The organism is Micromonospora sp. CPCC 205558, from assembly GCF_036902955.1.
Taxonomy (GTDB): domain Bacteria; phylum Actinomycetota; class Actinomycetes; order Mycobacteriales; family Micromonosporaceae; genus Micromonospora.
Genome location: NZ_JBAKHR010000005.1, coordinates 316,531 through 334,762, shown reverse-complemented (window position 1 = coordinate 334,762; position 18,232 = coordinate 316,531). Strand labels below are relative to the sequence as shown.

Here is an 18,232-nt window from a genome sequence, read left to right as displayed (position 1 = left end):
TCGCCACGTCCCCTTGCCTCGGCGCAGTGACCCACCTCGCACATATTTGCCTCTCACGTTAACGTGAGGTTTTAGCGTGGGGGCATGCAGATCAACGGTACGAAAGCCCTCGTAACAGGTGCCAACCGCGGACTCGGCAAGGCCTTCGCCGAGGCGCTCCTCGCCCGCGGTGCCACCACCGTCTACGCCACCGCCCGCCGGCTCGAGAGCATCGACATCCCCGGCGTGGTCCCCCTCCAACTGGACATCACCGACCCGGCGTCCATCGAGGCGGCGGCCGCCGAAGTGGGCGACCTTGATGTCCTCATCAACAACGCTGGCATCTCCACGGACGCGCCCCTGCTCGGGCCCTCCACGGAAAACATCCGCCGCGAGTTCGACACCAACTTCTGGGGCACCCTCAACGTCACCCGTGCCTTCGCCCCCAGACTCGCCGAGGGCGCCATTCTCAACGTCATCTCAGCGCTGAGCTGGTACACCTTCGCCCCTTCCAGCAACGGCTACGCCGCCTCCAAAGCCGCGGAATGGTCTCTCACCAACGGCATCAGACTCGAACTGGCCGACCAGAAGACCCAGGTCACGGCCTTGGCCCTGGCCATCGCCGACACCGACATGATGGCCGGCATTGACATCCCCAAACTCCCACCCCACGAGGTGGTCGCCGTGGCCCTGGACGGCCTGGAAGCGGGCAAGCTCGAAGTGATCGCCGACAGCCCCACCGCCAACGTCAAGGCCTCGCTCTCCCGCGACCCGGCCCTCTTCTACGCCGACATCCCGGGCGCACTCTTCAGCTGAAACCCAGCCGACCAGGGAGGTGTGACGGCTCAGCAGCCACCGTCGAGTCTCGAAGCTTGTGGGCCCAAGACGAGGCGGTGGCTGCCGCAGCCGCGAAACCCGCAGGTGGCAGGCCGACTGATGCGGTTCGGTCAGCAGCGAGGAGCGTCCAGCCCGGCGGCGCCGGCGAGCGCTTCGACTGTCGCCGTCGGCGCGACCGATTCCGTCGAGGTCGGCGAAGGCGCAGCGCCGGGGGTCGGCGGGTCCGCGGGGGAGTTGCTGGGTGTGGGGGAGGTGCTGGCGAGGGTGGCGGTGCTGCGCTGCACCTGCTTGGTGACCATCCGGATGCCGGCGGCGGTCGCCTGGCGTCCGTACACGTCGGTGACCCTGATGCTGTACGGCCCGGGGCCCAGCCCGCCCTCGACGGTCCAGTAGTTGTCGCTCTGGCGGGCGGCCTTGCGGAAGCCGCCGCTGGTCCCCTTCGCCTCGATCGAGCGGAGCGGGTTGCCGTGGTTGCCGACCTGCACGGCGAACCAGTACTGCGAGGCGCCGCCCTTGACCCGGAAGGTGAGCCCGCCGTCGAGCGGGGGGTTCACCACTGCCCGGTACGTGACCGAGGCGATGCCCTGCGACCGGTCGGCGATCCTGGTGAACGCCTCGGTGGAGAGGTCGATCTTCGTCGGTTCGCAGCCGCCGCACTGGTCCATGACCATGACCCGGACGGTGCCCTTCGGCCCGGTCGCGTCCAGGTAACTGCCACAGGCCGCTCCTTTCGAGTACTGGGAGGAGCCGAGAGCCACGTAGAGCCGGTCCGCCGGAGGTCCGGGGAAGGAACAGTTGCCGCCCGAGCGGCCCGCGTCGTAGAAGCTGGCCTTGCCCTTGTGGACGGCGTTTCCCGACGGCGGCGCGGCGCAGGCCGGGGTGGCGCCCCCGCGCACGGCGAGGGTGATGCCGAGTACGGCGGCCAGGGCGGTGACCCCGGCGCCGGCCAACCAGTGCCGGGCCCGCCGACTCAACCGGGGCGTGCTGCTGGCCGGGGTGTCGTTGTCGGGTGCCGCGCCTGGTGCCGTCACGGCGCCTGATGTTGCCGCACCGCGCTGCGGCAGCGCAAAGCCGTCCCACCGATCGTCACTCGCCGGATCGGCGGGGGCGCAATCCGTTGAGGGCGGTGCTGACGACGAGGTCCGCGTACTCGGTGGTGAGCGGCCCGCTGCGGTGCAGCCAGAGCCGTATCGCCACGGGCCCGGGGTGTGGCGTTCTAGGCTCCGAGATGTGGCGGCGGCGTGCCCAATCGTTGGTGCACACAAGTCCGGGCAGAGCCTGCACCCCATTTCCTTTCGCGAGGCGCAAACCTAGACGGAGAGGAACCACGCATGGCTGTCAAAACCAAGACCCGTCCGGGCACCACGGAGATTCGGCCGTTCTCGGTCGACATTCCCCAGGCCGACCTCGACGACCTGAAGAGGCGCATCAAGGCCACCCGCTGGCCGGACAAGGAAACGGTGGACGACCAGTCGCAGGGCGTGCCACTCGCGACGATCCAGGCCGTCGCCCGCTATTGGGAGAAGGAGTACGACTGGCGCAAGGTCGAGGCGCGGCTGAACTCCGTACCGCAGTTCCTGACCACCATCGACGGGGTGGACATCCACTTCATCCACGTGCGCTCGAAGCACGAGAACGCGCTGCCGCTCATCGTCACCCACGGCTGGCCCGGATCGGTGATCGAACAGCTGAAGATCATCGAGCCGCTCACCGATCCCACCGCCCACGGCGGGAGCGCGTCGGACGCCTTCCACCTGGTGATCCCGTCGCTGCCCGGCCACGGCTTCTCCGGCAAGCCGACCGCGTCGGGCTGGAACCCGCAGAAGATCGCGACCGCCTGGACCGAGCTGATGAAGCGTCTGGGCTACGACCGGTTCGTCGCGCAGGGCGGCGACTGGGGCGCGGTCATCGTGGACCAGATGGGCCTCCAGGCGCCCCCGGAACTGCTCGGCATCCACACCAACATGCCCGGCGCGATCCCACCCGAGATCGACCTGTTGTTCCAGGGCGACACCACCGGCGCGAACAACGCCATGGGCTCACTGCCGTCCGGTCTCTCCGCCGACGAGATGCGTGCCGCCGAGGAAGCCAACTACGTCTGGAAACACGTCGCGTACGCCCTCATGATGGCAACGCGCCCGCAGACGCTGACCGGGCTGGCGGATTCCCCGGTCGGCCTGGCGTCCTTCCTGCTCGACCATGACGCGAAGAGTCTGGCCCTGATCGCGCAGGTCTTCGACGGGGCCAAAGCGGGCCTCACCCGCGACGACATCCTGGACAACATCTCGCTCTACTGGGTGACGAACACCGCAGTCTCCGCGTCCCGTCTGTACGCGGAGAACAAGCTGTCGTTCTTCGCCGCGAAGGGCGTCGACATCCCGGTCGCGGTGAGCGTCTTCCCCGACGAGCTCTACGAGGCGCCGCAGAGCTGGGCCGAGCAGGCGTACTCCAACCTCATCTACTACAACAAGCTCGACGTGGGCGGGCACTTCGCGGCCTGGGAACAGCCGAAGATCTTCTCCGAAGAGCTTCGCACCGCCTTCCGGTCGCTGCGCTAGATGGCCGTGCACATGCCCCCGCTCAACGGGGCGGCCGAGTGGCTCAACTCCGAGCCACTCGGCCCGGACGACCTGCGCGGACGCGTCGTCCTGGTCAACTTCTGGACGCTGACCTGCATCAACTGGCTACGCCAGGAGCCGTACGTGCGGGCCTGGTCGCAGGCGTACCGCGACGACAGGTTGGTCGTCGTCGGGGTGCACACCCCGGAGTTCTCGTTCGAGCACGACGTCGACCAGGTGCGCCGGGCGGTCGCCGCGCGGTCGATCGACTACCCGGTCGCCGTCGACAACGACTACGCGATCTGGCAGGCCTTCGACAACCACTACTGGCCGGCGCTGTACTTCGTCGACCGCGACGGCGCAATCCGCGACGACCACTTCGGCGAGGGCCAGTACGAGCAGTCCGAACGGGTGCTCCAGCAACTGCTCGGCATCGAGCGGGACCCCGTACCCGTCGCAGGGCTCGGCCCGGAGGCGGATGCCGACTGGGACAACCTGCGCACGCCCGAGACGTACCTCGGTTTCAGTCGCGGCGAACACTTCGCCTCGCCGAACGGCCCGGCGCTCGACGAACGCCGCGCCTACCAGGTGCCCGAGCGCCTGGGCCTCAACCAGTGGGCGCTGGCGGGGGAGTGGACGATCGGGGCGGAGAGCGTCGTGGTCGACCAGGCGGGCGGCGGCATCGCCTTCCGGTTCCACGCCCGTGACGCCCACCTCGTGCTGGCCCCCGCGCCGGGACGGTCGATCCCGTTCCGCGTGCTGCTCGACGGGGATGCTCCCGGCCCGTCACACGGCGTCGACGTGGACGCCGACGGCAACGGGGTGCTCCAGGACGGTCGCCTCTACCAGCTCGTACGCCAGGACGACGCGGTCCGCGAGCGGACCCTGGAAATCACGTTCGGCGAGCCCGGCGCGGCCGCGTACGCCTTCACCTTCGGCTAAGGAGCCCGTGGTCAGAGCGCCGGGCCGATCAACGGCGCAGGTCGACCACGCTGACGCTGCCGGAGACCGGCGAGATGCTGTGCACCTGCGTGCCGGGGCGGAGTCGGGCGTCGCTGGCGTACCGCTCGGCGAGGGCCTTTTCCGCGGCCTCGTCACCGTCGTCGGCGGCGAGCAGCAACGCGGCGATCTCGTCCACGAGCGTGAGATCGGCCGTGGCGAGGTCGTCGGTCATCGCGCCGAAGCCGTCCCAGAGCAGCAGCTCGTCCTTCTGGCGGTGGGCCAGTTCGATCAGGACGTAGTCGTGGATGAACCAGTCGCCTCGCAACGGCAGCTCCGGGCTCACGCCGTACCGCTCGGGGTCGATCGTCCCGGCCCGGTACGCCGACCACACCCGCGCCGCCGAGTCGAAGAGCCCGGCCTTCGGGTCGATGTCGTAGCCGTCGAACCCCCAGTCACCGGCCGGGTCGACCTCCGGGTCGGCCCAGACCCACCGGCGGCCGTCCCAGTACTCCACCAGGACATGGTCGAGGTGCCAGCCGGGCACGAAGTACGAGGCGAAACCGACCCGGCTGCGGCTGGGAATGCCGTGCTGACGCAGCGCCGCGACCGAGAGCAGCGTGTGGTCCCGACAACAGCCGGCCACCCGGTCGACAGCCGGACGCTCCGCCGCGAGGGGCAGCGGAAATCGGGACTGGTCGGTGTCGAGGATGCGGTCCACCCAGCGGCAGTTCACCTCCTCGAGCCGGTCGGGGGGCAACTCGACCCCGCCGGCACGGTAGTGGACGATCACGTTGCGGACGGTCGCCGCCACCGACGCGATGTCAGCCGGGACGGCGTCGAGCAGCGCGGCGTGCCGGCCGGGATCGCTGTACGGGGAGTGCTGACGGTAGTCATCGATGTTCATGCGACGAGTCTGCCTGCCCGCGCCGGGGTCGGTGGGGCCGGTCGGCCTGCAATATCGTCAATCTCATGACGACGCCCGAGATCACCATCGCCACCCCAGCGGACCGCGAGGCGGTGGTCGGTTGCCTGGTTGCCGCGTTCGTGAAGGATCCCGTCCTGCGACACCTGTTCCCCGACGAGGACACCTACCCGCGCTACGCCGCAGCCTTCTTCGGGCACCTCTTCGACAAGCGGGTGCACCGGTCGTCCATCTGGACGATCGGCGGCGGCGCGTCGGTCGCCCTCTGGGACCCGCCAGCCGCCCTGCCAGCCGCCCCGCCAGCCGCCCCGCCAGCCGACCTGCCAGCCGCCCTGCCAGCCGCCCCGCCGGCGGACCCGCCAGCCGACCTGCCAGCCGACCCGCCGGCCGCCGCGCACGGGTCGCCGGAGGGAGCTTCCTACCCCGCCGACGTGTTGGCCCGCGTGCAGGGCTACGACGAGGCCGTGCACGCCGCCCTGCCGACGTTCCCGTTCTGGTACCTCGGCGTCCTGGGCACCCACCCGGAGAGCGCCGGACGGGGCTGGGGCCGGGCCGTCATGCGGGCCGGGCTGGACCGTGCCGCCGCCGACGGTCTGCCGGCGATCCTGGAGACCAGCAAGCCGGGCAACGTCGAGCTGTACCGCCGGGCCGGCTGGGACGTGGTGGGCTCCCTGTCGGAGCCCGTACCCACCTGGATCATGCAGCAGCCACCCCGTTAGGACGTCACGGTCGGCGGATCAACCCAGCGACAGCGCCCACAACCTCATCGCCGCGTCCGGGTCGTCGCCTACCGCCAGATCTTGGACAGTTTCCGTTAGCTCGTAACGGAAACTGTCCAAGATCTCGGCGTTACTACCGGGGCTGAGCCGGCGCGTCGTCAGGCGGCGAAGATGCGCGCGTAGATCTCGTCGATGACGTCGTTCTTCGCGAGGCTGTAGTCGCGGGGGCGGCGCGCGGTGTCCCGTGCGAGGCGTCGCTTGGCCACGGCGTACACCTCCCGGTCGTGCGGATGCGAGCGCAGCCAGTCCCGGAACAGCCGGTGCCGGACCGGTTCGGGCGCGCCCTGCGGCCACACGTGCAGGTTGATGTCCTCGGCCGGGCCGACGAGCATCCGGTGCCCGTGCCACCAGGGCTCGCGCAGGACGAGTCGGTACCCGAGCCGTTCCAGGGCGGGGAGATAGGCGGCTTCGTCGTCGGTGTCCTCGATGACGAGGTCGACATCGAGGACGGGCTTGGCAGCCAGCCCTGGCACCGCCGTCGACCCGACGTGTTCCACACCGATGATCAGGCCATCCAGCGCCTCGGTGAGCGACGACCGTACGCCGATGAACCGCCGTGCCCAGGCCGGGTCGTACTCCTCGATCACGACGGACGCCCACGACCGCGGCGGCTCGCCCACCAAGCCGGCGTCGACCTGTTCGGGGGTGCCGTGGAAGCGTTGCACGACGTCCTGCGGATACTCGGCCACGTCAACCTCCTCAAGAAGCAAAGTCCGCCAGGCTATGGCATCGGCGGTGCGCGCCGGGGCGGCGGACCCATCCGACCGAGGACGGCACCGGAGCGAAAGTTGCGGATTTCGATCGAAAGGGACCCCACCCTATGTAGAGTTCCAATATAGTGGTCGAATGCGGATCACCATTCCGGTCGCGAAGGTGCTCGCGGCGCTGCTCGCCGAGCCCGACGAGCAGCACTATGGGCTGGACCTGATGCGGATGACCGGGCTGCCCAGCGGCACCCTCTACCCGGTGTTGCACCGACTGAGTGGGGCCGGCTGGTTGGCCGCCGACTGGGAGGCGATCGACCCCGTCGCGGCCGGCCGGCCGGCCCGCCGCTACTACCGGCTGACCGCCGAAGGGGTGACGCGGGCCCGGCAGGCGCTCGCCGACCTGCGTGCCGCGATCCCCGACGGTCGTCCATCGTGGGGCGGCACCGAGCCCACCGGGGCGCCGGCGTGGTGACCCGTCGGGCCGCCGAGCTGCTGCTGGAGGTGGCCGCCCGCCGCTGGCCGGCCGAGGTCCGCGACGAGCTGCGCCGCGAATGGGCCGCCGAACTGCACGTGCTCGCCGAGAGCGGCCGCTGGACGAAGATGCTCGGCTTCGCCGCGAGCCTCGCGGTGAGCAGGGCCGGCGCTCCGGTGGTCGACCGCAGCGTGCTGCACCGGCGGGCCCGCCGCACGGCCGCCGCGCTGTTGCTGTCCCCGCTCGCCTGCATCGGCATCATGCTCGGCAGCGCCTACATCTCGTTCCGGATCCAGATCTCGAACGGGGCGAGCTGGGTGGAGAAGCCGATCTGGACGGCGCTCACCGTCGGGATGGCGACACTGCTGGCGGTGTTCGCCGGACGATGGGCCCGGCACAACGCCCTCGACGGCCCGTTGCGGATCGCGCTCGGCGTGGTGCTCCCCGTCGGTGCGGCGGCGGTCCCGCTCCTGTACGTCACCTACCCGGACGACCTGGCCCGTGCCGTACCCGGGATGTTGCTGTGGCTGGCCGGCCTGACACTCGCGCTCTGGGCCGCGGCGAGCCTCGCCGCCCGGCACCGCCCCCGCGCCGCCTGGTGGGTGGGCGTGCTCGGTGCGCTCGCGGCGACCGACCTCGCGGTGATCCGCACCGTCGTCGACACCCTTCCGATGGGCAGCGGCGCCGGCCCGCTCAGCGGTCCCCTGCGACCGGACGACGTCGGTTGGCTCGCCGCGCCGCTGTGGCTCGTCGCCGCCTGGACAGGCTGGAGCGTCGGCGTGCCGCAGCACATCCCGTGGGAGGTCTTCCAGCTGATCAGCTACCAACTGCGGGTGGAGCCCATGCTCTACCTGGCCTGTATGCCGTACGCGCTCGCCTACACCATCCGGGCGGCCCGGTCCGCGCCCGCCGCGCCGGTCGCCCTCGTGCCGACCCCGGTGTGAACCTCAGTCGGGTACGTCGTCCCAGGTCGTACCCGGCTCCAGGTAACCGGTCAGCTGCTTCTCGCGCAACGCGTACGCGATGACGAGCAGGGCGTGCTTGTCCAGCTCGGGCAGCCGGTCCAACGGGAACCATCCGACGGCCAGCGACTCGTCGTCGTTGACCTGGGCGGTGCCGGACACCAGGCGGCACAGAAAGCCCAGGTTCAGGTAGTCGCAGCGGTCCCCGTTCGGGTAGGTGTGCGGGTGCGAGACGGCGCTGGACATCCGCACCGGCGCGACCTCCAGGCCCGTCTCCTCGCGCACCTCGCGGACCAGCGCGGTGGCCGGCTGCTCACCCGGCTCGACGAAACCACTGATCACCGACCAGCGCCCGTCGTCCGCGCGCTGGCCGAGCAGCAGCTCACCGGCGTCGTTGCGGACCACCGCGCTGACGCTCGGCAGCCAGAGCAGGTCGTGGCCGACGTGCTTGCGCATCTGCACGATGTAGTCCGGTATTCCCATCCGATGATCATAAACCGTGCGACCCCGCCGAACGGCGGTCGCGCGGGTCAGCGGACGATCCGCACCACCTGTTCGGCGCGGGCTTCTTCGCAGTTTGCGCCGGGGCAGGCGTAGGCCACCATCAGCAGCAGTGCCTCGCCGGTGTGGAACGGCGCACCGGCGACATCGGCCGGAATCAGCGTGGACAATTGTTGCGACTGGCCGGTGCAGGTCCAGACCCGGTACTGCGGCACGGAGCCGTTGGCGATGCGGTTCCCCGCGGCCTGGGTGATCGTGCCGCGCAGTTCCCCGGAGGAGCCCTCGTCACAGGTCACCACGACGTCCAGGCGCACACCGGCGCCCTTGGCGACCAGGGTCACCGACTTGACCTTGAGCGTGGGGGCGGCGGCGGCAGCTGGAGCCGCTCCGACGAGCACGAGCAGCGGCAGAACGAGGGCCATGATCATGGCGGGCAAGCGGCGTGTGCGTGGCATCGCAGGGCTCCGTCTCCGGTGGCCCGCCCAGGGTGGACGGAGGATGACCGCCTCTCATCATCGAACCCCGTCACTGGCCCGGTCAATTGTCGGAGGGTTCACCGGTCGCACCGGGCGCAGCAGAACTCGTGTTCTGAAAACTCTCGAACTCGCCTTCTTTTGCTGTTCCGGCCCGAAGCGGGGAATGCATATCTACTGTGGAGATCGTCGGCGACTTGTGCGATCCGGTGGCGGCCGGCCGGTTCGCGGTGCACAGTGATTCCCATGAGCGACAGCGGACGTGGTGGGCAGTTCTACTGGTGCACCCGGCATCACCGGGTCGAGACGGACGCCAACGTGTGTCCGGCGAAGCACGTTCTCGGCCCGTACGACTCGGCGGCCGACGCGGAGAACGCCCTGCAACGAGTGCAGGAGCGGAACGAGGCGTGGGATGCCGAGGACGCTCGTTGGGCCGGGGACGACAGATAGGCGGCGCGGGACGGCTCGCGCCGAGGTATTTCGTGCTCCGCGACGCACGCGAGAGCACGCCCCCGAGGAGGGAACCACGATGGCCGAAGCACAGCAGGCCACCAAGCGCCCGGCCGCCCGACGCACCACCGCGAAGAAGACCGCCGCGGCGGAGCGGAACACGGCGGCGAGCCGGACCACCCCCGTACGCAAGTCCACCGCCGGTGCGACGGCGGCGAAGGCCCCGGCACGCAAGGTGGCCGGCGGCGCGGGGCGTGCCCCGGCCAAGAAGACCACCACGGCGGCCAGGAAGGCCCCCGCGAAGAAGGCCACCACGACGAGCCGGACCACCACGACCAGCAGGGCCACGACGGCGAAGAAGGCTCCGGCGAAGAAGACCACCACCCGCACGACGACAGTCGCCGCGAAGCGGGCGCCGGCTTCTCGCACCTCCACCGCCGCCGCGACGCGGCCCGCGACGCGTAAGAGCACGGCGACCGCGAAGAAGACCACCGCCGCCGCGAAGAAGACCACGGGTACGGCGAAGAAGACCACCGCCGCCGCGAAGAAGACAGTGGGCGCCGCGAAGAAGACCACCACCTCGGCGGCGAGGAAGACCGCCACCGCGGCGAAGGCACCGGCCCGCAAGACCGCCACCGCGGCGAAGGCACCGGCGCGCAAGACCGCGACGAAGGCCTCCGCCGTCAAGAAGACGGCGGCGAAGAAGACGGCCGCGACGAAGGCAGCCGTCAAGAAGGCCCCGGCGAAGAAGGCCGCGTCCACCCGCCCCAGCGGCGGCGCCCGCAAGGCCCCGGCCAAGAAGGCTCCCGCCGCGAAGGTGACCAGCACCTCGTCGACCACCGCGCGTAAGGCGGCGGCGAAGAAGGCACCGGCGAAGAGGACCGTCGCGGCCAAGGCACCGGCCCGCAAGGTGACCGCCCGTAAGTCGCCGGCCAGCCCGGTCGCCGCCCGAGCCACCGCCCCCCGGGGTACGCGCAGCGCCGCCCGGAAGGCGACCGACTGAGAGCGGGCCACCTCTCGGCAGGTGGATTTCTCGGCCGGTCACCGGAAGCGGATCACCGGCGGCGCTGTCAGGATTGAGCCGTGGTCATCCGACGCGTACTCGCGCCCCGCATCGACTTCGGCGCGCTGCGCCGCGAGCTCGGCCTGGCCGAGGAGTTCCCGGCCGACGCCCAGCGTGAAGCAGACGAGGCGGCTGCGGCACCGCCGCAGCCGCCCGTCGACCGCACCGACATCCCGTTCGTCACGGTCGACCCTGCCACGTCCCGGGACCTGGACCAGGCGATGCACCTCGCCCGCCGCCCAGGTGGCGGCTACCGGGTGCGGTACGCGATCGCCGACGTCGCCGCGCACGTCACCCCCGGTGGCGCGTTGGAGGCGGAAACCTGGCGGCGGGGGCAGACCATCTACCTGCCCGACGGGAACGTGCCGCTGCACCCGCGCACCCTCAGCGAGGGTGCCGCCAGCCTGCTGCCCGACGACGACCGGGCCGCGGTGCTCTGGACCATCGACCTGGACGCCGACGGTGCCACAGTGGCCGTCGAGCTGGAACGCGCCCTCGTCCGCAGTCGCGCCAAGCTCGACTACACCAGCGTGCAGGCGGCGGCCGAAGCCGGCCGGCTACCCGACCCGATCGCGTTCCTGCCGGAGATCGGCGACCGACTGACCGCGCGTGGGTTGCGGCGCGGAGCCATCAACCTGCCGCTGCCCGAGCAGGATCTGGAGCCCGACGGGGAGGGCTGGCGGCTGGTGCTGCGCGCGCCGGTGCCGATGGAGGAGCACAACGCGCAGATCTCCCTGCTGACCGGGATGGCCGCCGCCGACATCATGCTGGCCGGCCGGGTGGGCCTGCTGCGGACCATGCCGGCGCCTAAACCGGAGGCGGTGCAGCGGCTCCGGGCCGCCGCCGCGCCGCTGGGCGTGCACTGGCCGGACGACGTGGGCCCGGGTCAGGTCATCGCCGGTCTGGACGCCGCCCAGCCGCGCGCCGCCGCGTTCATCGACCAGGCGGCCGAGCTGATGCGCGGTGCCGCGTACACCGCCTTCGACGGGGAGCTGCCGGAGAAGCCGGAACATGGTGGCGTGGCGGCCGCGTACGCCCACGTGACGGCGCCGTTGCGGCGGCTGGCCGACCGGTACGCCACCGAGGTCTGCCTGGCCCTGCACGGCGGCCAGCCGGTGCCCGACTGGGCCCGCGCCGCGCTGCCCCGGCTGCCCGAGGTGATGGCGAGCACCGACCGGGTCGCCTCGGGGGCCGCCCGTGGGGCCGTCGAGTTGGCCGAGGCGGCGGTGCTGGAGCACCGGGTGGGCGAGACCTTCGACGCTGCCGTCCTCGACGTCGACGCCCCGCCCAACGGCAAGTCCCGGCCCCGACCACCCGGTGGCACCGTCGCGTTGGACGCCCCGCCGGTACGCGCCCGCTGCCTCGGCCAGCTGCCGCTCGGCGAACGGGTCCGGGTCCGCCTGGTCACCGCCGACCCGGCGGCCCGCACCGTCCTGTTCGAGCTGGCCTGACCGCGATCCCGGCCCGCCGGGCCCGGTCCGCGCCGACGCTCGCCGGGCCCGGTCCGCGCCGACGCTCGCCGGGCCCGGTCCACGCCGACGCTCGCCGGGCCCGGTCCACGCCGACGCCCGCCGGGCCCGGTCCGCGCCGACGCTCGCCGGTCCTCGGCGGCGCGGGCGCCGGCGGCAGCGGGGATTCTCACAGCGCTCGACGCTGCTGACCGACCGGGCGGTTTGCGAGGATGAGGCCATGGCATACGACGCGAGCACGCTGCCCGACGTGTCCGGGCTGACGATCGGCATCATCGGTGGCACCGGTGACCAAGGGCGAGGCCTCGCCTACCGGTTCGCGCGGGCCGGGCAGACGGTGCTGATCGGCTCCCGCAACGCTGAGCGGGCCGCCGAGTCCGCCGCCGAGATCGCCGCCCTGCCCGGGGTGCCGGCCAGCGGCAGCGTCACCGGTGCGGCCAACGACGAGGTGGCCCGACGCAGCGACGTGGTGATCATCGCGGTGCCGTGGGACGGGCACGCCGCCACCGTCGCCGCCCTCGCCGAGCCGCTCGCCGGCCGGATCGTCGTCGACTGCGTCAACCCGCTCGGCTTCGACAAGCAGGGCCCGTACGCGCTGACCGTCGCCGAAGGCAGTGCCGTGCAGCAGGCCGCCGCGTTGCTGCCCGACTCCCGGGTCTGCGCCGCGTTCAACCACGTCAGCGCACCGCTGCTCGCCGACCCCGAGGTCGACCGGATCGACCTGGACGTGCTGATCTGCACCGAGGACCGCGAGCTGGTCGACATCGTCGGCGCGCTCGCCGCCCGGATCCCCGGCATGCGGGGCATCTACGCCGGCCGGTTGCGCAACGCTCACCAGATCGAGGCGTTCACCGCCAACCTGATCGCCATCAACAAGCGCTACAAGGCACACGCCGGGATCCGCGTCACCGACCTCTGACCCTTGATGTCGGGGCGTCCCAGGGCCGCCAGGGACACCCCGACATCGGCAGGGCGGAGCCGCCGGCTAGAAGGTGTGTTCAGCGGCGGGGAACTCCCCGCCGCGCACCTCGTCGGCGAACCGGCGGGTGGCGTCGGTGAGCGCGCCGGCCAGGTCCGCGTACCGCTTGACGAACCGGGGGGCCTTGCCGGTCCGCAGCCCGGCCATGTCCTGCCAGACCAGCACCTGCGCGTCGGTGTTCGGGCCCGCGCCGATGCCCACCGTGGGAATCGGCAGCTCGTGGGTGATCCGCTTGGCCACCTCGCCGGGCACCATCTCCAGCACCACCGCGAACGCGCCCGCCTCCGCCACCGCCCGTGCGTCGGCCAGCACCTCGTCGGCGGCGTCCCCGCGCCCCTGCACCCGGTAGCCGCCCAGGGTGTGCTCGCTCTGCGGCGTGAAACCGATGTGCGCCATCACCGGAATGCCGGCACCGACGATCGCGGCGATCTGTGCGGCGTTGCGACGGCCACCCTCCAGCTTCACGGCGTGGCAGCCGCCCTCCTTCATGAACCGCACGGCGGTCCGCAGCGCCTGGGCCGGACCCTCCTCGTACGAGCCGAACGGCAGGTCACCGACGATCAGCGCCTGCCGGGTCGCCCGCACCACCGCCCGCACCAGCGGAAGCAACTCGTCCGCGGTGATCGGCAGGGTCGTCTCGTAGCCGAACACGTTGTTCGCGGCCGAGTCGCCGACCAGCAGCACCGGGACACCTGCCTGGTCGAAGATCGACGCCGTGTACTGGTCGTACGACGTGAGCATCGGCCACCGCTCGCCGCGCTCCTTGGCGGCCATCAGGTCGCGGGTACGGACCCGTCGGGTGGCCGGGCCGCCGTACAACGCGGTCACCTCGGGCCCAGTGGACTCCACCATCTCTGTCTCCCTTCCTCGAGGCCGCCTGCGCGGTCCCCGGGTTCCGTCGCGATCGTCGCACCGTGGGACGGGGTGACGGCAGGGCCCAGTGCAAGATGTCACTCCGCAGCGGGCGAGGCCGCGGCGTCACAGCCACCAGGTCACCGGGCGGCGGCGCCGGGCCGCGCCACCGACCCGGCACCCCCAGGGGTACGGCTCAACCGTGCTCGCGCCACCGGTTGGTGATCGGCAGACGGCGGTCCCGACCGAACGCCTTCATGGAGATCTTCGTGCCCGGCGCCGACTGCCGGCGCTTGTACTCGGCGGTATCCACCAGCCGCAGCACCTTGTCCACGATCGCCGGGTCGTGACCGGACTCGACCAGCCCGTCGCGGCCGAGGTCGCCGTCGACGTAACCGATCAGGATCGGGTCCAGGACGTCGTAGTCCGGCAGGCTGTCGCTGTCGAGCTGGCCCGGGCTCAGCTCGGCGCTCGGCGGCTTCCCGATCGAGTTCTCCGGAATCGGGGCGGTCTCACCGCGCCGAGCGGCGTCCCTGTTGCGCCACTTCGCCAGCCGCCAGATCAGCGTCTTCCAGACGTCCTTGACCGGGTTGAAGCCGCCCACCGAGTCGCCGTACAGGGTGGAGTAGCCGACCGCCAGCTCACTCTTGTTGCCGGTGGTCAGCACCAGGTGGCCCTCCTGGTTCGACAACGCCATCAGGATCACGCCCCGGACCCGGGCCTGCAGATTCTCCACGGCCACGCCGGACAACGACAGGTTGGCCAGGAAACCGTCGACCATCGGCTGGATCGGCTCGACGCGGTAGTCCAGGCCGGTGCGCTTGGCCAGGTCGGCGGCGTCCTCCCGGGAGTGCTCCGAGGAGTGCTGGCTGGGCAGCGACACCCCGACCACCCGGTCCGGCCCGAGCGCGTCGACGGCGAGGGCGGCCACCACCGCCGAGTCGATGCCGCCGGAGAGACCGAGCACCACCGAGGGGAACCGGTTCTTGTTGACGTAGTCGCGCAGGCCCAGCACCAACGCCTGCCACACCTCGGCCTCGTCGGCCACCGGCTCGATCAGCCCGCCGGTGGCGGCCGGGCCGGACGGCGAGGGTGGAATGCCGTCCAGCGTGCTGTGCACGATCCGCATGTCGTCCGCCACCGTCCCGGTGGCCGGCGGGGTGGCCGGCGGGGTGGCCGCGGCCGGCAGCTCGACATCGTGCACGAGCAGGTGCTCGACGAACTGCGGGGCCCGGGTGAGCAGCTCACCGTCAGCGCTCACGATCATCGAGTCGCCCTCGAAGACCAGCTCGTCCTGGCCGCCGGTCATGTTGACGTACGCGATGGTGGCGCCCGCCTCGGCGGCCCGGCGGCGGACCAGCGGTAGCCGGATGTCGTCCTTGTTCAGCTCGTACGGCGAGCCGTTGATGTTGACGACCAGGCCGACGCCGGCCCGACGGGCGGCGGCGAACGGACCGCCGGCCTGCCACAGGTCCTCGCAGATGGTCAACGCGACATCCACCCCGCCGATCCGCACGACGGTCAGCGCGTCACCGGAGACGAAGTACCGGTCCTCGTCGAAGACCCCGTAGTTGGGCAGGTGGTGCTTGAAGTAGCGGGCGGCCACGACGCCCCGGTGCAGCAGCGCGGCGGCGTTGCGGGCACCCCGGCCCGGCTCGGCGTCCCCGCTGACCTGCGGAGGCCCGTCAGCGTCCAGGTAACCGACCACGACCGGCAACTCACCGAGACCGTCAGCTGCCAGGTCGGCGGCCAGCCGCTGCACGGCGGCCTGGGACGCGGCGACGAAGGACCGCCGGAAGACCAGATCCTCGACCGGGTAGCCGGTCAGCATCATCTCCGGGAAGAGCACCAGCTGGGCACCGGCATCGGCGGCCTGGCGGGTCCAGCTGCGGACCAGGTCGGCGTTTCCGGCGAGGTCGCCGACGCTCGGGTTGACCTGGGACAAGGCGAGACGCAGGGTGGGCATGTCTTCATCTTGCCCCAGGCCCGTCGCGACGATCCGTAGCCTCGGACGAGATTGCCGCCACCTGCCGCGACGCGCGTACGGCGGCCGGAGCCTGGCCGTCCCGGCGGCGGACAGGGGGCGGCGCGGCGCCCGACAGCCGGGGCACCCGCTCGCCGGGCGGGACACGAGGGGACGGCCGGCGGCAGTTCGCGTAACGTCTGCGTAACCAGGCCCGGGAACACTGGGCGATCAGGTCGGGCGCAGCCCGGCCAAGGCGGACAGAAGAGTGTCGCGAGGGGTTGGGGAAGTGGACCGTCAGCAGGAGTTCGTCCTCCGCACGCTGGAAGAGCGGGACATCCGGTTCGTCCGGCTGTGGTTCACCGACGTTCTGGGCACGCTCAAGAGCGTTTCGGTGGCGCCCGCCGAGCTGGAGGCGGCCTTCGAGGAAGGCATCGGCTTCGACGGCTCGGCGATCGAGGGCTTCGCCCGGGTCTTCGAATCGGACATGGTGGCCATGCCCGACCCGACCACCTTCCAGGTCTTCCCCTTCGAGGGCGGGGTCAGCGGCGAGAGCGCCCGGATGTTCTGCGACATCCTGCTGCCCGACGGCAGTCCGTCCTGGGCCGACCCCCGGCACGTGCTGCGCCGCGCGCTGTCCAAGGCGGCCGAGAAGGGCTTCACCTTCTACACCCACCCGGAGATCGAGTTCTTCCTGCTGGAGAACGGCCCGCAGGACGGCTCGGTGCCCACCCCGGTCGACACCGGCGGCTACTTCGAGCACACCACCCACGCCGTGGCGCGGGACTTCCGCCGCCAGGGCGTGCTGGCGCTGGAACGGATCGGCATCTCGGTGGAGTTCAGCCACCACGAGGTCGCTCCCGGCCAGCAGGAGATCGACCTGCGTTACGCCGACGCGCTGACCACCGCCGACAACATCATGACCTTCCGGCACGTGGTCAAGGAGGTCGCGCTCTCCACCGGTGTGCAGGCCAGCTTCATGCCGAAGCCGTTCACCGACCAGCCGGGCAGCGGCATGCACACCCACCTGTCGCTGTTCGAGGGGGAGCGCAACGCCTTCCACGACAGCGGCGACCCGATGAAGCTGTCCAAGGTGGCAAAGTCGTTCATCGCCGGCCTGCTGGTGCACGCCCGGGAGTACACGGCGGTCACCAACCAGTGGGTCAACTCGTACAAGCGGCTCTTCCCGCAGCACCTGCCGGACCGGATCACCGAGAGCCCGGCGTACGTCTGCTGGGGTCACCTCAACCGGTCCGCGCTGGTCCGGGTGCCCGCGTACGGCAAGCCCAACTCGGCCCGGGTCGAGGTCCGCTCACTGGACTCGGCCACCAACCCGTACCTCGCCTTCGCGGTGCTGCTCGGCGCCGGCCTCAAGGGCATCGAGGAGGGGTACGAGCTGCCGCCGGGCGCCGAGGACGACGTCTGGTCGCTGACCAGCGCGGAGCGGCGTGCCATGGGCTACGAGGCGCTGCCGGAGAACCTCGCCGAGGCGATCGACGTGATGGCCGGCTCCGAGCTGGTCGCGGAGGTGCTCGGCGAGCACGTCTTCGACTTCTTCCTGCGCAACAAGCGGGCCGAGTGGGAGCAGTACCGCCGCGAGGTCACCCCGTACGAGCGGCAGCGCTACCTGGCGCTGTAGGCACGGGGGCTGACGCGATTGCGCGGTGCCGCTATCGTCTCGATCACCGCGCCGGTACCCCTCCGGGCGGAGAGTCGGGAGGCAAGTCGGTGCTGGAGGATCTGCTCAGCGGTGCCTGGCAGAGCGTCGTGTTCGGGATCGTCGGCGTCGGGCTGATGGCCGCCGGCTTCGGGCTCGTCGACCTGCTCACCCCGGGCCGGCTACGGGACCTGATCTGGGTCGAGCGCAACGCCAACGCGGGGTTGCTGCTCGCCGCCAACCAGCTCGGCATCGCCGGGATCGTCTTCACCGCGATCCTGACCAGCTACAGCGACTTCGGCAAGGGGCTCGCGTCCACCGTGGTGTTCGGTCTGCTCGGGCTGGGCATCATGGCGCTCGCCTTCTTCGTGCTGGACCTGCTCACCCCGGGCAAGCTCGGCGAGGTCATCTGCTCGCCCGAGCCGCACCCGGCGGCCCGGGTCAGCGCTGCCACCCACTTCGGGGCCGCGCTGATCGTCTGCGCCTGCATCGCCTAAGGCCGCGCGTCTGCGGCCGTGCGTCTTCGGGCGCGCGTCTTCGCGCATGGAGATCTTGGACAGTTTCCGTCAGCCGCTGACGGAAACTGTCCAAGATCTCCGATGGTCGAGGCGCTCGCGCCCACGGGCGCGAACGTCACCGGGCGGTCGCCGGAGGGCGTCGTACCCCG

At 71.4% G+C, this 18,232-nt stretch carries 19 protein-coding genes; 12 read left to right on the top strand and 7 right to left on the bottom strand.

The genetic code is table 11. From position 1 onward, the window contains the following. Positions 1 to 84 precede the first annotated feature (84 nt). Entirely contained in the window at positions 85 to 795 is a 711-nt protein-coding gene (locus V6U86_RS06585; RefSeq protein ID WP_334499565.1) for an SDR family oxidoreductase, read from the top strand. Positions 796 to 926: 131 nt separating this feature from the next. Here the strand turns inward: V6U86_RS06585 and V6U86_RS06580 are convergent, their stop codons facing one another. Then, the gene (locus V6U86_RS06580; RefSeq protein WP_334499563.1) at positions 927 to 1,847 is read right to left on the bottom strand and encodes an expansin EXLX1 family cellulose-binding protein; all 921 of its coding nucleotides are present in this window, start codon (positions 1,845 to 1,847) and stop codon (positions 927 to 929) included. Positions 1,848 to 2,147: 300 nt separating this feature from the next. Here V6U86_RS06580 and V6U86_RS06575 point away from each other — a divergent pair, with 300 nt between their 5' ends. Next, positions 2,148 to 3,374 carry an epoxide hydrolase family protein gene (locus V6U86_RS06575; protein ID WP_334499561.1) on the top strand — a complete coding sequence of 409 codons (1,227 nt, stop codon included), beginning with the start codon at positions 2,148 to 2,150 and terminating at the stop codon, positions 3,372 to 3,374. After that, positions 3,375 to 4,316 (top strand): redoxin domain-containing protein, encoded by a 942-nt coding sequence (locus tag V6U86_RS06570; protein ID WP_334499559.1) that lies wholly within the window; start codon positions 3,375 to 3,377, stop codon positions 4,314 to 4,316. It begins immediately after the preceding gene. 28 nt (positions 4,317 to 4,344) lie between these two features. Here V6U86_RS06570 and V6U86_RS06565 read toward each other — a convergent pair whose 3' ends face one another. Further along, a complete protein-coding gene (locus tag V6U86_RS06565) occupies positions 4,345 to 5,220 on the bottom strand; it encodes a transglutaminase-like domain-containing protein (RefSeq protein WP_334499557.1) in 876 nt (291 codons plus the stop codon). Positions 5,221 to 5,285: 65 nt separating this feature from the next. Between V6U86_RS06565 and V6U86_RS06560 the strand changes: the two genes are divergently transcribed. Beyond that, positions 5,286 to 5,957 carry a GNAT family N-acetyltransferase gene (locus tag V6U86_RS06560; RefSeq protein WP_334499555.1) on the top strand — a complete coding sequence of 224 codons (672 nt, stop codon included), beginning with the start codon at positions 5,286 to 5,288 and terminating at the stop codon, positions 5,955 to 5,957. Positions 5,958 to 6,115: 158 nt separating this feature from the next. On the opposite strand, the gene V6U86_RS06555 is transcribed toward V6U86_RS06560, so the two are convergent. Further along, positions 6,116 to 6,706 (bottom strand): GrpB family protein, encoded by a 591-nt coding sequence (locus V6U86_RS06555; protein ID WP_334499552.1) that lies wholly within the window; start codon positions 6,704 to 6,706, stop codon positions 6,116 to 6,118. Positions 6,707 to 6,863: 157 nt separating this feature from the next. On the opposite strand from V6U86_RS06555, the gene V6U86_RS06550 reads away from it, so the two are divergent. Further along, the gene (locus V6U86_RS06550; protein WP_334499550.1) at positions 6,864 to 7,196 is read left to right on the top strand and encodes a PadR family transcriptional regulator; all 333 of its coding nucleotides are present in this window, start codon (positions 6,864 to 6,866) and stop codon (positions 7,194 to 7,196) included. After that, entirely contained in the window at positions 7,157 to 8,140 is a 984-nt protein-coding gene (locus V6U86_RS06545) for a hypothetical protein (RefSeq protein WP_334499548.1), read from the top strand. The genes V6U86_RS06550 and V6U86_RS06545 overlap by 40 nt, the downstream gene beginning before the upstream one ends. Positions 8,141 to 8,143: 3 nt before the next feature. Here the strand turns inward: V6U86_RS06545 and V6U86_RS06540 are convergent, their stop codons facing one another. Both V6U86_RS06540 and V6U86_RS06535 read right to left on the bottom strand, forming a co-directional pair. Then, positions 8,144 to 8,641, bottom strand: coding sequence for an NUDIX hydrolase (locus V6U86_RS06540; RefSeq protein ID WP_334499545.1), 498 nt, complete (start codon positions 8,639 to 8,641; stop codon positions 8,144 to 8,146). A gap of 47 nt (positions 8,642 to 8,688) precedes the next feature. After that, positions 8,689 to 9,114 (bottom strand): hypothetical protein, encoded by a 426-nt coding sequence (locus V6U86_RS06535; protein ID WP_334499543.1) that lies wholly within the window; start codon positions 9,112 to 9,114, stop codon positions 8,689 to 8,691. A gap of 264 nt (positions 9,115 to 9,378) precedes the next feature. Here V6U86_RS06535 and V6U86_RS06530 point away from each other — a divergent pair, with 264 nt between their 5' ends. From V6U86_RS06530 to npdG, 4 genes are all read left to right on the top strand, one after another. Next, positions 9,379 to 9,582 carry a hypothetical protein gene (locus V6U86_RS06530; protein ID WP_124855794.1) on the top strand — a complete coding sequence of 68 codons (204 nt, stop codon included), beginning with the start codon at positions 9,379 to 9,381 and terminating at the stop codon, positions 9,580 to 9,582. Between the two features lie 79 nt (positions 9,583 to 9,661). After that, positions 9,662 to 10,585: a histone gene (locus tag V6U86_RS06525; protein WP_334499536.1), complete on the top strand. Its 924-nt coding sequence runs from the start codon at positions 9,662 to 9,664 to the stop codon at positions 10,583 to 10,585. 80 nt (positions 10,586 to 10,665) lie between these two features. Beyond that, positions 10,666 to 12,096: an RNB domain-containing ribonuclease gene (locus tag V6U86_RS06520; RefSeq protein ID WP_334499534.1), complete on the top strand. Its 1,431-nt coding sequence runs from the start codon at positions 10,666 to 10,668 to the stop codon at positions 12,094 to 12,096. A gap of 238 nt (positions 12,097 to 12,334) precedes the next feature. Beyond that, a complete protein-coding gene (gene npdG / locus V6U86_RS06515; protein ID WP_334499532.1) occupies positions 12,335 to 13,033 on the top strand; it encodes an NADPH-dependent F420 reductase in 699 nt (232 codons plus the stop codon). A 66-nt stretch (positions 13,034 to 13,099) separates the two neighbouring features. On the opposite strand, the gene panB is transcribed toward npdG, so the two are convergent. Together panB and V6U86_RS06505 are read right to left on the bottom strand one after the other, a co-directional pair. Continuing rightward, positions 13,100 to 13,945 (bottom strand): 3-methyl-2-oxobutanoate hydroxymethyltransferase, encoded by an 846-nt coding sequence (gene panB / locus V6U86_RS06510; protein WP_334499530.1) that lies wholly within the window; start codon positions 13,943 to 13,945, stop codon positions 13,100 to 13,102. A 196-nt stretch (positions 13,946 to 14,141) separates the two neighbouring features. Further along, positions 14,142 to 15,911 carry an NAD+ synthase gene (locus V6U86_RS06505; protein ID WP_334499528.1) on the bottom strand — a complete coding sequence of 590 codons (1,770 nt, stop codon included), beginning with the start codon at positions 15,909 to 15,911 and terminating at the stop codon, positions 14,142 to 14,144. 286 nt (positions 15,912 to 16,197) lie between these two features. Between V6U86_RS06505 and glnA the strand changes: the two genes are divergently transcribed. Together glnA and V6U86_RS06495 are read left to right on the top strand one after the other, a co-directional pair. Further along, on the top strand, positions 16,198 to 17,547 hold the full coding sequence (gene glnA, locus V6U86_RS06500) for a type I glutamate--ammonia ligase (RefSeq protein ID WP_030330117.1): 1,350 nt from the start codon (positions 16,198 to 16,200) through the stop codon (positions 17,545 to 17,547). Positions 17,548 to 17,636: 89 nt separating this feature from the next. Next, entirely contained in the window at positions 17,637 to 18,062 is a 426-nt protein-coding gene (locus V6U86_RS06495) for a DUF350 domain-containing protein (RefSeq protein WP_334499523.1), read from the top strand. Positions 18,063 to 18,232 lie beyond the last annotated feature (170 nt).